Origin of the sequence: Methanosarcina sp. A14, from assembly GCF_001729375.1 — an archaeon.
Taxonomy (GTDB): domain Archaea; phylum Halobacteriota; class Methanosarcinia; order Methanosarcinales; family Methanosarcinaceae; genus Methanosarcina; species Methanosarcina barkeri.
On record NZ_LZPK01000046.1, the window covers coordinates 1 to 15,996 of the forward strand.

Below are 15,996 nucleotides of genomic sequence, written 5' to 3' on the forward strand. Positions count from 1 at the left end.
TTCTTCATCTAATTTTGTACCATAAAGTGCTTTCACTTTTACTGGAAAAATGTATATACTAATGGAGCTAGTAATGGAATAATAATCAAAAAAGAATACTAAGGGGTACAGAGCAAATTATACCGAAAAATAAGCACATTGCTGAAAAATATCTTCTACTGCTCAGGATTTAACTTTAGTGTTAATCTCATGAGTTTTAATCTCATGAATTGTCAAAATTTTTTGTCAAAATTTTTTTGGACCTGAACTCTGGCTGATCGCGGGTACGAGATCTTAGGTACGATATCTTAAGATGTATGCCTTGAACTTTTCATAATTCAACAATTCAATTCACATTAAATATTTTAATTAAAACGTTTATTTATTAGTAGGGAAGCCCTAAATGATCGAACCTATATTTTTAATGGAAATAATTGTTGCCTTGCTCGTTCTATCCATGCTGGCACAGGTCCTTACCCACTATTCTCAGATACCTTTTATAATCTTTCTGTTTATTGAAGGAATAATAGTAGGACCCGAGGTTCTAAACCTATTAAACCCGGCTCTTTACTCTGATGTGCTAAGTGCTATTGTTTCGATCTGCGTGTCTGTGATTGTCTTTGACGGAGGATTCCAGATCGACTGGAAGCACATGAGAGGGGTTAAAAAAAGTGTTATTAAATTAAGTACATTAGGAGTTTTTATCACTTTTATTGGGATAACCATACTGACACATCTTCTTATAAATATCTCTCTCCCGATTGCTGCTCTTTTTGGCGCTCTTGTTACTGCAACTGGTCCTAGTGTTGTTGGTCCAATAATCAGGAACATCGGGATTTGCCATAGGGTTGCCAAAATTCTGGAATTTGAGAGTGTCTTAAACGATGCTGTAAGTGTAATTCTAACTGCACTGGTTTTTGAATGGATTACAGCTGAGATTTCCGGAACTGGTGCAGTACTTTTTATGCTGCAACGAGTTGGGATGGGGTTAATTATAGGGAGCTTATGTGGGTTTATTCTACGCTGGTTTTTTACCAGAGGTATATCCATTAGCAAACAGCCTGCAAGGTTGTTCACTCTCACTTTTATCTTTGCTTGCTATGTATTGTCAGAAACTATAGGCAATGAGTCGGGGATTCTTGCAGTGGCTGTCTTTGGGATTATTATGGGATCTACCGAATTTCCCCAGAAGAAGATGATAGAAGAATTCAATAACAACCTAGCGGTTTTAATGATCTCTCTGATCTTCATCTTGCTTGCTGCAATGCTCAAGTTCTGGTACATCATGGAGATCGGGCTAAAAGGGATTGCCCTTGTCTTGCTTATAGCACTATTTGTCCGTCCTGTAGCTGTATTTATCTCGATGCGGAGTTCAAAAATAAGTACTAAAGAAAAAATGTTCATATCTTTTGTGGGACCAAGGGGAGTAGTTCCTACTTCGATCGCAACTTATTTTGCAATCAAACTGGATGAAATGGGAATTGCAGGAGGCCAAACTATTGTAGGACTGGTCTTCCTGACCGTTATTATTACTGTTTTCCTGACAGGTAGTATGTCAAAAAAAGTAGCTCAGATACTGGAGATAATTCCTATGGAAATTTTGATTATTGGAGGAGGAAAAATAGGCCGTATCCTTGCCGAAAGGTTTGATAACAGAGGAGAAAATGTGTCAGTTATAGACATCTCGGAGGAGGAATGCAACAAATGCAGGGAATTAGGGATCAGGACTGTTCAGGGTAATGCAGCAGATATAAGCGTTCTGAAAAAAGCCGGGATTGAAAATGCCAAATATGTAGTTGTAACTACAAAAAAGGATGATGCGAATCTTCTTTTTTGCCAGATTGCAAAGGCAAAGTTTGGATTTAAGGGAGAACAATTAATTGTTAGGGTAAATTACGTAGAAAATCTTCCGGCATTCTGGGATCTCGGAATTCGGGCGATGAGCACTACAATGACAACTGCTGCGGTCATGGAAAATATGATTGGTGGGAATAACCTGTTTTCTATGTGTGAAATCGGAAACAAAGGGAATATTATGGAAGTCAGGGTTACCAATCCAAAGGTTGTGGGAAAGGCGATAAAGGAAATTAATTTTCCAGAAAAAAGCCTCATGGTTATGATACAACGGGGAAGTGAATCACTTATCGCACATAGCAATTTGATACTTGAATATAACGATATTGCAACGATTATTGCTGAGAAGAGTTCAGGTAAGAGTATTGCTGATATGCTGTTTAGATAAGTTTAAGCGAGATTCGAACATATTATAAAATTGCAAATTAATTCATAAACGAATATGATATTCTTTGAATAACATGCACAAACAATGGAAGCGCTTTCAGATAACAGCATTTTCATGCTAATAAAGTAAGTGTAAATAAACAGGATAACATAGCAGAAGATAGTAAACAGTAGTAAACGAAAAAACACATACCTCCTCAAACTTCTAATTTCTTTTCCTTATATATCTAAAGCTCTATTATTTTTGTCTTGTTCTCCAATTAATGGTGTTCGCGCAGAATGGGAAAAATCAATTTTATGGAAAACATTACATTTTTTAATGAAGGACATTATCTTTTGCACATTAGCGAGATTGATGTCTAAGGTATACGAATGAAGAAATAAATAAGGGAGGAATTTTTAGCAAAGTACTGCATTTCTAAGTTCTTATTAAAAACAAGATCAAATGCATTGGTTGTGGAAAAACTTACCCCTTATATGCGGCAGAGTTAAGGTACTAAATAATTCATGCTATCTGATTCAAGATTTCTTCTATTCTGGAAACCAGAGGTTTTTCAGTCTTTACGTATATATAAGCAGGGAGCCCTGATCTGGAAAAATTCTGGAAGAGCTTCATTGCCAGGCTGTTAATTCGGGGAAATTCTCTGATTTTCTCATTTGCAAACAAACTAATTACTCTGTCAAAGCTCCAGACATTCGTAGTGAAATTATAATCTTCTCTTAACTGTTGATCCATGGAAAAAATAAGCTCAATCCAGGAACTCCATTCTTTTGTAAGATGTTGCCTGGTTCCTCCTTCAACTACAATATAAGAACTTCCTTTTTTAATATTTTCAAAAAATTCCCTGAAAGTTTCACCTTTTGCAAGGGTATAAACAGCTCCCATACCTCCTGTATGACTATCTGTAGTCGCAGCAATCCCTTTTCCGTATTTTCTGGCTAGTGTTGCAACCATAAGGTTTTTTTCCGTTAAGTTCTGCATGTTATATTCAACAACGGGAAATTGCTTTATAAGTTCAGGTACAGCCCACAGATTAGGTTGTTCTCCGCCTACAAACTGAAAGGGATGGTTATACATATGGGGGAGATCGTGAGTCCTTAGATAGCGGATAAAGCTTTTAAAATCGCATTCCTGATTTGCAATCAACTCAAGTTCCTTAAATTCTTCCGAATCAAATTTAAAAACATTAATGTGTAGGGTATGTCCTATATGTTCAGGATCACTAATTGAGATCTCAACTCCTGGAACCAGTCCTTCTTTATCCCAACCAAGCAGATCGTAAGCTTTGACAGTATCATGGTCGGTAAAAGTAACAAAATCAAGTCCTTGCGACCTTGCGTTTTCAAAAAGAACTGCAGGATGCATTGCCTGCACGGAAGGAACATCATAGGAACAGGAAGAATGTACATGCAGATCCACTTTCTTCCATCCTTCCTGAAGAAGAGTTTCTGCAACTTCAGCGCTTACAGTTGTTTTAGCATCGTTTCCGGTTTTTCCTTGCATAAACAAGCACGACCATTTTATTCAGAAATTCCTTTTAGTGTAAAAGTTCAAGAATCCTATTCAATTAAAAGAATGCAAAAAGGCTATATAGATATTTTGCTAAAAAATTTATTTTTTTATTTATTATATATATTTCATGAGGGGTATATTGAGCATTAATACAAGTAAATATTATAAGTATAAAATCGAAAAAATTTATATATAAAAAGGAAAAATAATAAAGAAATAATAAATAATCGTGATTATATGAAACAAATCGTGATTATGCGGTCCATTTACTATAATATCTTGACAATTTCGAGTTAACGTTCAAAAATAAAATAGCTTTTGGAATGAACTCTAAATATAAGTTTTCCACAGGTTCGGGTCTTGCTTTTAAAACTAATTCTTGACGCCTTATTGCTGCAGAAAAATCTCTTCATGTACTCTGGCAAAATGTTTAAATATCTTTATTCTAATTATATATAGAAATTGAGTATAACTTATAGTTTTATTCATTAATATTTATATTAGCTTAAAAATACTTATATTAGCTAAAAATATACTGGATACTGACCGCGGAGCAATAACCTGGATGCTACTGACCTATAAAATCAAGCACAATCAAAATTTTTCAGAGGAACTCCGAAAGGCTCGAAAGGTTGCTGAGTTCTGTATTAAACATCAGACTCAAAACCGAAGCCTTAACTCGCCTCCAATACAAAAATCTATTTCTTCTCTTCCTTCTTCCCCTTCACCCTCGTTATCTACTTTTTCTGAGTTTTCTCAGGACTTTTCGATTATTTCTTCTGCTCGTTCTCTCGGTTCTCTGTCTGCGCCCAATTCACTTCCGGTATCTGGACATCTTTCATCGAGGAATGTAAAGCATATAGGCTTGAAGTCAGTTATTTCCGGCCAGATTATCAAAAAATATTCCCGAAACCAGAACTTCAGATCTGCAAAGAATGTGAAATTGATCATTCCTTCGCGGGCGGTTCGTATTGACAGGGAGGAGCAAACCATTACAATTCCCTGTTTGAAACTTCTGCTGAACTATCATTTTTCCAACAACTTTTCAAAAATTTCCCAGATAGAAATCGATAACATCTATGCTTATGTAGCAGTTGTCTTCCCGGACGACGAGCTCAAAAATTCAGAGCACTATATAGGAGTTGATCGCAACACTAAAGGACATATTGCAGTTGTAGCGGATCCTGAATCCGGAAAAATCTGGAAGTTAGGAAAAATGCGATACCATACGCATAAAAAATATGAAAACATAAAAAAACGGCTCTATAATATGGGCAGAAGTAAAGAATTAAAAGCTGTAGAAATTAGGGAAAAAAATATTGTAAAGGACTTGAACCATAAAATCAGCCGAAAGATTGTGGATGTCGCCCTGTACAACGGATGCGGGATCAAACTGGAAAACCTTAAAGGAATACGAAAACTCAATAGCAAGATTGGAGATGCAGGAAAAGACGAGAAAAATAAAAGTAAAAACAGAAAAAGGGAAAAAAATAGAGACAAAAATATAAGTAAAGAAATTAGCAAAAACTCTCTCAAAAGTAAAAGTACATCTGAAAAACAATCCTGGTCAAGTGAATACTCCCTGAACAGCTGGTCTTTTCAGCAACTTCAGCAGTTTATTGAATACAAAGCCAGGCTGCGAGGAGTAGAGGTAGTTTATATCGATCCCCATGCGACTAGCAAAAAATGCAGCCGCTGCGGACATATAGGCAACCGACATAGTAAGCAATTTGAGTGTCCACACTGCGGACACGTTGACCATGCCGATGTCAACGCCGCCTTTAATATAGCGTTGACGCCAAAAGGCAGCGGTCAATTCTCTGCAGAAAGAGATGCAGGGAAAGGGAGCACTGACACCCCTCGACGGGTCCTGGACCGTACCATCTTCAGTAAACGTACAACCAGAAAAAAAACTTCTCCACAGTTTGCGTGGGAAGTATGTCAGTTTTTAAATTAAGACCTGTTACAGACTTCTTTTTTGTAATGTATACATATGAAAGCATGTTAACAACTTCCTAAGGTATAAAAAAACTTACGGGAACATAAAAAATAATAAAAGGGAAATAATCCCTGTCAATTAACTCACATTTTCAGGCAGTTTCGGCTGCTTTTCGAGTCTCATTAATTTTTGTCTCATTAATTTTTGTTCCATTTACAAGTGAAAGTGCTTCACAGGGAATATAGACTTTACCAGTTGCTGGAGCATAGACGACTATTCCTTCTAACTCATGCGCTACACCATTCTTGATAAGAATATTCGTGTCCACTGGCAGTTTGGCATCTCCAATTTCCAGCACAGGGTTTGAGGAATTCGTCATATTTAGCAAGTATTCATTTTTATCCAGTTTTCCATCTCCGTTATCTTTGGAGAAAATCTTATCCACATCAATAAAGAGTTGCGAGTTAGTCTTGTTAAGGTCAAATCCGAGTTCTTTAGCTATGTGTCCTGCAATTTCTGTATTATCAACATGGCCTGTTAGATCGTCAGGACCATAAGCCCACAGAGGGACATCATCTCCAGAATGTCCGTGAGTAGTCCAGCCAATTACTGTGTGATTGCGGCTGATTACCTCGCTAATTGCATAGTCAAGTGAGAGGCCTTTTCCATCGTTGTAGAGCTTAAGAATTTCAGCTATGTCCTCATCAGTAGCATCAATTCCCCACCAGGTTTTTAGCTGTTTTTTGATATTTTCGGATGAAAGATCTGTCCCTATTTCTGTCTCAAGACCTGTGGAACTGAGTTTCATACCTTTGAGAGGTGCAATGACATCTTCTACGGTTGTGGATGTATAATTGGGGTCAGAGTAGCTGCCAATGGTCATGCCGCCTGTATTATGATCCGGAAAAGCTAGAACCAGAGTATGCCCGTCTTTTTTAGCAAAATTAACTGCAGCCTTAACAGCTTTATCAAAAGCCAGGAAATCGGTTACAGCATAGTTAGGGTCATTGGCGTGGTCTGCCCAGTCAACCTGGCTGCCTTCAACCATCAGGAAAAAGCCATTTTTATCCTGAGATAACAGTTCGATGGACTTATTGGTCATTTCTGCAAGAGAAGGCTGTTCAGGTGCAAGTGAAGAACGATCTATATCCGGCATCATGTGGCTACTGGCAAAAAGACCCCAGGCTCTCCCAGTTGTAAGGTTCATCATTTCGTCTCTGCTGTCAACATACTGGTAGTCTCTGTCAAGAAGTACTTTTGTCAGGTTTTCTCCATCTGTCCTCTTTCCTCCTTCAGCTACAGGTATGAGATAACTTGAACCGCCACCAAAAACCACATCAACGTTTTCATAAACCATCTGTTTCATGATTTCGGTTTCATTATCTCTGTTATCAACATGAGCAGCAAAAGCTGCAGGTGTGGCATGGCTTACGCGGGAGGTTGCTACAAGTCCTGTAGATTTGCCTTCGAGTTTTGAACCTTCAAGCACTGTTGCAAGCGGTCTGTATTGTAGTTCTTCAGGTGGGATTTCCAGTGTACTTAAAACAGAACTATTACTTGGCCCTACGCTTAAAAAACCGTTAGTAGTTTTATATCCCGCAGCAAATGCTGTTGCGGCTGAAGAAGAATCAGTGATGACTGAGTCCGTACTATAAGTAGATACTGTTCCAGTTACCATATTATCAAGCTCAAGAGGCTTTCCGCTATACCAGCGAGCTAAAGTCTCCACACTTTGGGAACAACCATCAGGAATCAGGACGATCACGTTCTTTATTTTAGCTTCCGGCGTTATAGGAAATTTGCAGTTAGTAGAGTTCGTGAAATTAACGCTAGAATTCGAACCAAATTGTGCAGCTGCTGCAGAACCAATATTTCCCAGCAGCAAAAGTCCTATTATTGAAATAATTACTAAAGTATCGGTTTCCTTAGTCTCCATAAAATTACCTCAACATTGGGAATAATTTTTAAATTTATGATTTAACACAATATAAAAAATACAAATCCCAATTTTAAAAAAGAAGCCAGCTGTATTTGAATCTTTCACATATAGAATATATGCAGATTCATACTCAATATTTGTGAAAAATGGCTATGTAACTCTATTTTGCGGTATCAGCTATTTATTAAAATATTTAGGATATATACTCATTTATATACTTGATAGTTTTCCATAAACTGTATACAAAAGGACAATACTACAGTCTAAATAAACTTCCTACTAAAATTAAAAAATTCAGAATAGACAACATAATCTGAAAAATGGGTTAAATTCCAGACATCATCCTGTTGATCACATTACTTTCAAACCAAAAACCAGAAACTGAGATTCTCTGCGGAGGCAGCTTTTGTAGAACATTAGATGGTTGCTTAAAGATATTTTCTATTCAGAGGCAAAGATTTTGGCACATAAATTTTTGGCACATAAATTTTTGGTAAATAAATTTTTGGTAAATATATCTATTTTTGAGTAATATATTAATATCTAGCTCAATAATTATATAGAATATAAAAAAATATATAAGAAATGAGCGTTATTACTTAGTAGCGTGGGACCAGAACATACTACAAATAGACCAGAAAACATGTTAACATCTATTAAACCCAAATTTCCTGTGATACTCTCTTTTAAATTGGATTTTGCCTCTAAATCTCTTCATTCTATTTTTGAAAATATACAACTGATTCGTGCAGAATAGATTATGTTTACGCAAATTGTTTTTGAAAATATTAAGTTCACAGATAATGGTTTAGAGTAATGGAAGAAAGGTATATACTGGGATTGAAATAAAATGAAAGTTTTACTTTTCATGTGTGGAGAAGGGCTTGGCCACACAAGTCGCTGCCTTGCTTTGGGAAAAGAGTTTCTGACTGCCAGGCACGAGGTATACTTTGGGGCATATGGGTACTCAAAAAAGCTAGTAGAAAAAACAGGGTATCAGGCATATGAGATCCCTCCTGAAATAAGGCTAGCTGGAGAATCCGGAATTTTTGATGTCAAAAAATCTATTAAAGAAACCTTCAAGAGTATTTCCATTTCAGGGTTCAGAAAGCTTTTAAGGTTGATTGAGGATCTCAAACCTGATATTGTACTTTCGGATGGTTACTATACAGGCATCCTTGCTGCGCAGACAAAAAAGATTCCTGTGTATTTTATTGGCCACCAGTTCAATATGGTGGAGTTTTTTCAGAACCAGGATTTTCTAGTAACAGTAGCAGGAAAACTAGTTAAGAGTTTTTACAATTATATATTCAGAAGCGTAGATGGCATTATTGTGCCTGATTTTCCTCTTCCATACTCTGTAAACAGAAAAAACTTCAATTTTAATAAAAGTATCAATAATACCATTTTTTTCAGCGGCCCCCTCATCCGGTGCAAATATAGTGAAGTCGAATCAAAAATCTTCCAGTGCCCAAACGTCCTTTCAACCATCGGTGCTTTCGGATACAGAGCAACCATATTCAGGAGCATACTTGAGGCTGCAAAACTGGACCATACTATCCATTATACCTTTATTTCAGGGCCCGAAATAAATCCCAAGCAGTTTTCAAAAATCTCGGAAAATGTTGAGTTTACAGGCTTTACGGAAAATCCTTTTCCTTATTACAAAGGCTCTGACTTGGTAATCACTGCAGGAGGACATGGAACAATCCTTGAAAGCCTTTCTTTTGGACTCCCTGTGCTTTCTTTTCCGGACGAAAAGCATATTGAACAGGAAAATAACGCAACTGTAATTGAAGAAGAGGGATATGGGAAGAGAATGAGCTACCTTGCAGAGCCGGAAACTATTCTTGCCTGTATTAGAGGAATTCTGGAAAAGGAAGAATACCACAAAAAGACCAGAAGATTGAGAGAACTTGCAGAGGAACTTAACGGACCTGCAACTGTAAGAAGATTTCTTGAAGAAAAGGTTAAAGAAAGATTTAATGAAAAAAGGAAAAAGAATCGAAAGTGGAAAAATTAGGGCTCGATGTAGACATCCTCTGAAAGAAAGAAGAGCGAACATATAGAGAAATTAATGAAAGAGCAGCAAAAAAGAAAGTGATCTGGAGCAGACCATTTATTTTACGTACTATGAACAGAACAAAAAACTAAGCTGATTAGAAACACAGGATTTTTAAGTGATTTTTTTGCAAAAAAGGTATTATTTGGAGGATAATATTTCCCAAAATCTTCAAAAGGAACATAGAAAAATAAAAAATATTGTTTTTAATACTAAAAATAATACTTAATAAAACTATGTTATAGAAAAAACAAAAATCGATCTACAAAAAATGAGTATTATTGATTAGTAACGTGGGACCAGAACCTATTAACAGACTAGAAATATACGAATAGGCCAGAAAAGTATGCCTGCACAAGGAACTTAATTAATTATCCCATGTTACTTATTTTACAGTGGCCAGGGCTCAAATCTCTTCATTTTCTTTTTTTATGGCCATGATTTAATAAGTTGACGTCTTCCAGACCTTTACATACTTGCGTTTTGCGTCTCAATTCCCAAATATGAATTTCTGTTTTCTCGCAGATTATTTCGGAACACGTTCAGCCAAAAAAAATCGAATATCAAAGAAAAATTCACTCGATTAGATATCTTATTTTGTATATAGAAACTATACTTAATATATTAATTATTTTTTTCTTTTGTATATATTGACTAAATCGAATAACTATATATAACTCTATTAATTATTATTCTCAACGTTGAAACGCGAATAAGTAATGCAGAGGAATAGAAATTAAAAAAATAGTACATATTTCAGACATTCATTTTTCAGAGGCATATTATGTGCCTGAGATTGCAAATTCCATGCTTGAAAACATAAACAGGAACTTTCCAGATATTGTAGTAATCACTGGCGACCTGACGGAAAACGGGCTTGCAGCCGAGTATAATGGGGCAAAGAAATTCATCGATAGGATTGAATGCAAAAACAAGGTGATAGTTCCAGGAAACCATGACTCCAGAAACGCTGGTTACCTCTTTTTTGAGGATCTTTTCAAAACCAGATCGACTTCTGGGCACTTTGGAGAGGTCACTGTATTAGGGCTTGATTCTTCCCAGCCGGAACTTGACGAAGGGCATATCGGAAGGGAGAATTACAACTGGATAGAGAATGCTTTCTTAGTAAACGGTTTCAAAGTTTTTGCCCTTCACCACCATCTTATTTCGATCCCCAGAACTGGCAGGGGAAATAATGTACTTGTAGATGCTGGAGATGTTCTGGAACTCCTGGATCGCTCAGGTGTCAATCTTGTGCTCTGCGGGCACTGGCACATCCCCTGGGTCTGGAGATTAAACGACATGCTTGTAATCAGTGCGGGAACTGTCTGTTCTTCTAAAGTTCGTGGAAAAATGTCTCAGTGTTACAATTTGATTGAGATTGATGCACCAGAATCCGATTGCAAGCGCTGGCATCTGCAAGTTTACAGAGTTTTTTCAAGAGGAGAAAAGGAGAAGGTTGTTGATAGTATACTATAATTAAGCAAAATAAAGTTAGAAAAATATGAGGTCCAGTGCCTGAGAAGTATCTCGTTCCTTCTCCTTAATAACTTAAAAAGTAAACAATATTTTAAAAATTTATAATCACCTTCTCCTTTTTTGCCTGAATACCAGGAATTTGCCTGGATACTAGGAATAATATATGCAATTACTATTGATGCACAATTTATGAGTCTTCTTTTCAGATCTCTTTTCTTCTTTGCAAATAATTATTTGCTCATTTTCATCTATTCCTAAACATATTATTGATCTGGTAATTGAAATCGATCTGATTAACAAATCCACTGATGAATGCGATTTCAAAAATCACCCAATTCTGGAACTAAATCAATTTTTTAGGGGAAAATGAGAGGATAATTCGTTATTATCAAATTTGTATTTTAAAACTCTAATATTCAGATCGGAGATCACTACATGTAGTATTTGAAGCTGCTATGAGTGTTTTAGTCTTCAATCAGTTAGCTTACGTTCGAGAGTATATTAGATTTTCATAGTTAGTTACCAGTAGTAATAAATAAATTCAATTCAATAGTATCCAATACCAGTATATAGACTCAAAATTACTATCTGCTCTTTTATCAATAGGAATAATTTTAATATGAACGGTATAACTGTTGACTAAAGTCAGATTAATCAATATATTTTTGAAGTGGTGGGTATAAGGTGGCATATCAATATGTAAATACTTTAAGCTCTGGAAATCCTTTCAGAGATTGGCTTGTTGAGAAAGTTGTAACAGATCGGCTTAAGAATAAGCATTGTTTGGTTGATGTTTATAAATCAAATTCTTCTCATACTGTCTGCAAGTATCATTTCAAGGGCCAGCATTACAGTGTAGTGGCAAAGTTTTTTTCGGAACCTACAGGACAACTGAAAAATTATAACGCTTATAAAGGTATGATGAAGGAATATAGGAATCTGGAAAGAGCCTCTTCAATAATAAATGTTGCAAAACCGCTTGCAGTAAATAAAAAATTTAACTGTGCACTTGTAACCGAGTACATACCAGGTAAATCCTTGGGCTGGTACATAAAACATGAAAAAAAACTCGATGAACGGCTTACTGCCATTGCACATATGCTTCGCCGGCTTCACGATAATACAACGTCCTCTTACAATAAGGAAAACGAATTTAAAAATTATCATGAGGTTCTGGGCCATCTGAAACTAGATCATGATACCAGAAAGACTTTTAATAAACTGCTTGGAAAATGGTGGTACAGTTCGTGGCTCGATAGGGAATGCGGCTGTATGGTTCACAGGGATGTCAATCCTTCCAATTATATATTTTATGAAGGTAAGCCTTATGCAATTGATTTTGAAAGCTCCTGGTCGCATGCTCATCCTGTAAGAGACCTGGGAATTCTCACTGCAGAACTTAAGAACGAATTCAAATGGTATAAAGGAGGAAGCTGGAAAGCCGAACCATACATAGGAAACTTCCTCTGGGAATATAGCAATGATGAAAAGGACTTTACCTATATTACCAAAGTTTTGCCTTTTTTCATGAGTATAGGTCTACTTCGTTCAGCGCGCATTCATCGAGGCAGCCACAGAAATTATCTAATAAAAGAAGCACGTAAGTGTTTAAAAGCGATTAATAAAGGTTAAAATGAGTTTATTCTGAGGATATGCTAAAGGATATAGCATTTCAAATTCATTATTTCTTTTTTTTCAATTTATTGCTCCAAAATATCTCCTTTTTTCTAAGAGGTAATTTCTGTATCTTGTATTTGATAGACTTAGACGGTTGAGCTGGGAAATCAATAGCATTAAACCTTCAACTGTCTAAAGTAAAAAGTAGTTCATAACGCCGAATGTGCTTGAGCTTATATTTCAAGTGAGAAAATTCTTTGTGATAAGGAACACGTACTTTACAACTAGTTAGTACAGTTTATTACTATATTGTATATATCCAAAAAATATATAATAAATTTATTCTATTTATATCTTGAAAGGTTTCTAGTACCTTCAACCAGATCTCTATGGGCTGCAGGCATCTCTTCCCCTGCAGCTCACAAATTTAATAAGAACAGTAAATGAAGGAAAGTCAACCGGCTGTACATTTGGGAATACTGTGACTTTGCAGTATTGCCCAAATTATGAAGGTTTCTACAGAACTCTAAAATCCTTTATTTAAGGTTCTATTCAGATAACTATCCATTTACCAGGGAGGTTTATTTACGAAAAGTCTAAATATTTGTCCTGAGTGCCATTCAATCCTGAAAATAAGTCAAGGCGGCGAAACTCAATACTGTCCTGTGTGTAAATACTGGACAAAGATAGGTACTGCAAGGCTTGATTCAATCATGATTTACGAATAAGGGACCTGTACGGAGGGGGCCGGTTTTTCTATTTTTTGTAGTGTATGTAAAACAAAATGAAACGCAGGTTTATATTGGTAAAATTAGCTTCGCGGTAGATGTGAAAGTAAATGTGATAGCGTCAAGTTAGATTTTAGGGTTACATAGATCAATGGGAGTTTAAAAGTTTAATGATCATGGAACAGTTACTGAAAACTCAAGTAGAAAGACAGCCCTCAAATCCAGGCAAAAAAGGTAGATTTACTTCTATTAACTTCTCTTGTTAAACTTTATTTCAATTTATAGACATAACCAATTTAATCTCACTTTTCAAAATATGCTACATTCCATTTTTAATTCTTTTTAATTTTTTTCTTATCTAGTTCAACTTTCAAGGATATTTCCTTCACGGATATTTCCAAACTTGGAACTTACATAAAGCAAAAGCGATTACTGGCTTAATTGATGAGGCTCAAAAATCCACATAAAACCTAAAACATGATATAGTGAAACCAGAGTAATAGAAAAGTTCAGTCATGAAATATGAGATGCCATAGCTTGTCACTCAGGTGTTCATAAGGGTTCGGGAACTTCAAACCAACAAGCCAGCTTAAATCCCTACCATTTCTATTTTTAGGTTTCGAATTACAAAAAGACTATATAGAAACGAAAAACTATATATTGATATTTACATATAATAATAGTATTTCCAAAATATCTATATACTTAAAGAGGAATATCAAGATTAATTAACCATACTATAGAGAACCCAAAATTCATAATAAAGTCTAAAATAAACGGAGGAAATCCATGCTTCAAAACGGAAAAATTAAAGGCTTAATCTTTGATTGTTACAAAACCCTTATTGACATCAAAACTGACGAAAGAAGTCGAGAGACAAACGAAAGAGTTAGCAAGTGGCTGCTTTATCAGGGAGTGAGGATAGAGTCCGAGAGGCTCAGGGAAGAATACAAATGGAAAATCATAGGCAGACTAGGCAATTCAGGCCAGCAGCACCCGGACATTCGTATAGAAGAGATCTTTGCGGAAATTTGTGCCGAAAACGCCTTTAAAGAAATAGATCCCTATTGGCTTGGAATTGAGACAGCAAAGGTCTTCAGAACGGCATCTATAAGAAAACTTGAAGCTTACCCTCAGAGCCTGCGTCTGCTTAAAAAATATAAAAATGTACCGAAGTGCATTGTTTCCAATGCCCAGAGAGTTTTTACGGAACATGAACTGCGCTTTCTGGGTCTGTATGATCGCTTTAATTTTACAATTATGTCTTCGGACCACTGTATAAAGAAACCTGATACCCGGCTCTTTAAGATGGCTCTCGACGGTCTCGGGCTTGAGCCATGGGAAGTGCTCTCTATCGGCGACACTCCAGAAAACGATATTTATCCACCTCAAAGTCTCGGAATGAACGCGATGCACATCCGGGATGCCTGGAGATATGCATAACTCTGTCCACATTCATGACTAATACTCCAAAAAGTAAAATGTCAGTAAATCTCTTACTGTCGACTTTGAATAAGTAATTATACATCCTGACTTTGACAGTATCCACTAATTGTTACTGAATATTTCCCTTCTTTTTTATCCCAAATGGACTTGACAATTTGTTTAAATTTATAAAAATTTGTTATATATTCTATGTAATTCCATTCATTTTTGCTACTATCAAGCTATTGATCTTATCAAAATTCGCAAAAATGTAATTTTTGACTCCATTTATCTTGAACTTGACTGTAAGTGTCAAATTCTTCAAGCTTTTTTTAATGAATTTTGTTACGTGTTTCATCCCTTCAAATTCATATCGCATCAGCGACATGAATAATTGAGCAATAAAGCCAAGGATGATAGCTCCATAAATGCTATCATCCGACCACACTCTCAACGGTTTAATGTTGATTTCGTTCTTCAATGAATGGAATATTTCTCAATAAAATCCTTTTTTCTGTATGTTATCAACGCATCTTCAAGTGTCAAATCTCTGTTTGATTTCAGACAGAAAAATCCTTCTCTCCCATTAATCAGTGAAGCTTTCAATAGTTCTATAACTTCCTTGTCACTAAGCTCTTCGAGCTTAGTTCTAAAAGAGTAATTAATCTCAATCTTTACTCTGAAATTCATTATTTACTCTGCGTTTCTTAGGAAGCTTTTTGTTATCTATGACAGCTTTTAACTCACTGACTCCAACTGTTCTCTACAACTTGTCAGGTTTGTGATCTCTGCTATATCCGAATTTACCAAGATTGGCCTTAGTCCCGTGAAGAACTATACTCGTCCAATCCAGGTTTATGTTCGTCTCTTCAAAACCATAAGTAGAAAATAGAGAGTCCAGAATATCACACAGAATTTCCTCTTTGTTACGTCCCAAAAGCTCAAGAGTTCTGTAAAGAACTCTTTCGTGAAAACTTTCAAGATTTAAGATATCCAGAATCTCTTTCTGATTTAACCATTTGCCAGCTTCTTTGATACTAAAATTATCAGTTAATTTGTAGCTTAACAAACCGA

General features: G+C 36.0%; 9 protein-coding genes and 1 pseudogene. 6 read left to right on the top strand and 4 right to left on the bottom strand.

What is annotated here, in order from left to right; translation table 11 throughout:
* Nucleotides 1-382 precede the first annotated feature (382 nt).
* A complete protein-coding gene (locus A9239_RS03120) occupies nucleotides 383-2,221 on the top strand; it encodes a cation:proton antiporter (protein WP_048118505.1) in 1,839 nt (612 codons plus the stop codon).
* A 504-nt stretch (nucleotides 2,222-2,725) separates the two neighbouring features.
* On the opposite strand, the gene A9239_RS03125 is transcribed toward A9239_RS03120, so the two are convergent.
* Together A9239_RS03125 and A9239_RS20100 are read right to left on the bottom strand one after the other, a co-directional pair.
* Nucleotides 2,726-3,724, bottom strand: coding sequence for a PHP domain-containing protein (locus A9239_RS03125; RefSeq protein WP_080941483.1), 999 nt, complete (start codon nucleotides 3,722-3,724; stop codon nucleotides 2,726-2,728).
* Nucleotides 3,725-4,489: 765 nt separating this feature from the next.
* Entirely contained in the window at nucleotides 4,490-4,684 is a 195-nt protein-coding gene (locus A9239_RS20100; RefSeq protein WP_230629214.1) for a hypothetical protein, read from the bottom strand.
* On the opposite strand from A9239_RS20100, the gene A9239_RS03130 reads away from it, so the two are divergent.
* Entirely contained in the window at nucleotides 4,671-5,690 is a 1,020-nt protein-coding gene (locus A9239_RS03130; RefSeq protein WP_230629213.1) for an RNA-guided endonuclease TnpB family protein, read from the top strand. The genes A9239_RS20100 and A9239_RS03130 overlap by 14 nt on opposite strands.
* Before the next feature lie 133 nt (nucleotides 5,691-5,823).
* Here the strand turns inward: A9239_RS03130 and A9239_RS03135 are convergent, their stop codons facing one another.
* Entirely contained in the window at nucleotides 5,824-7,608 is a 1,785-nt protein-coding gene (locus A9239_RS03135) for an alkaline phosphatase (protein WP_048155154.1), read from the bottom strand.
* Nucleotides 7,609-8,461: 853 nt separating this feature from the next.
* On the opposite strand from A9239_RS03135, the gene A9239_RS03140 reads away from it, so the two are divergent.
* From A9239_RS03140 to A9239_RS03155, 4 genes are all read left to right on the top strand, one after another.
* Complete coding sequence (locus tag A9239_RS03140) at nucleotides 8,462-9,634, top strand: UDP-N-acetylglucosamine--N-acetylmuramyl-(pentapeptide) pyrophosphoryl-undecaprenol N-acetylglucosamine transferase (protein WP_048155160.1); 1,173 nt, start codon at nucleotides 8,462-8,464, stop codon at nucleotides 9,632-9,634.
* Nucleotides 9,635-10,426: 792 nt separating this feature from the next.
* Nucleotides 10,427-11,152, top strand: coding sequence for a metallophosphoesterase (locus tag A9239_RS03145; protein WP_255361894.1), 726 nt, complete (start codon nucleotides 10,427-10,429; stop codon nucleotides 11,150-11,152).
* A gap of 684 nt (nucleotides 11,153-11,836) precedes the next feature.
* Nucleotides 11,837-12,784, top strand: a complete 948-nt coding sequence (locus A9239_RS03150) for a phosphotransferase (RefSeq protein WP_048155162.1) — start codon at nucleotides 11,837-11,839, stop codon at nucleotides 12,782-12,784.
* A gap of 1,502 nt (nucleotides 12,785-14,286) precedes the next feature.
* Nucleotides 14,287-14,940, top strand: coding sequence for an HAD family hydrolase (locus A9239_RS03155; RefSeq protein ID WP_048118493.1), 654 nt, complete (start codon nucleotides 14,287-14,289; stop codon nucleotides 14,938-14,940).
* A gap of 190 nt (nucleotides 14,941-15,130) precedes the next feature.
* Here A9239_RS03155 and A9239_RS17990 read toward each other — a convergent pair.
* Nucleotides 15,131-15,996 (bottom strand): annotated as a pseudogene (locus tag A9239_RS17990) (IS1634 family transposase); the annotation flags it as partial.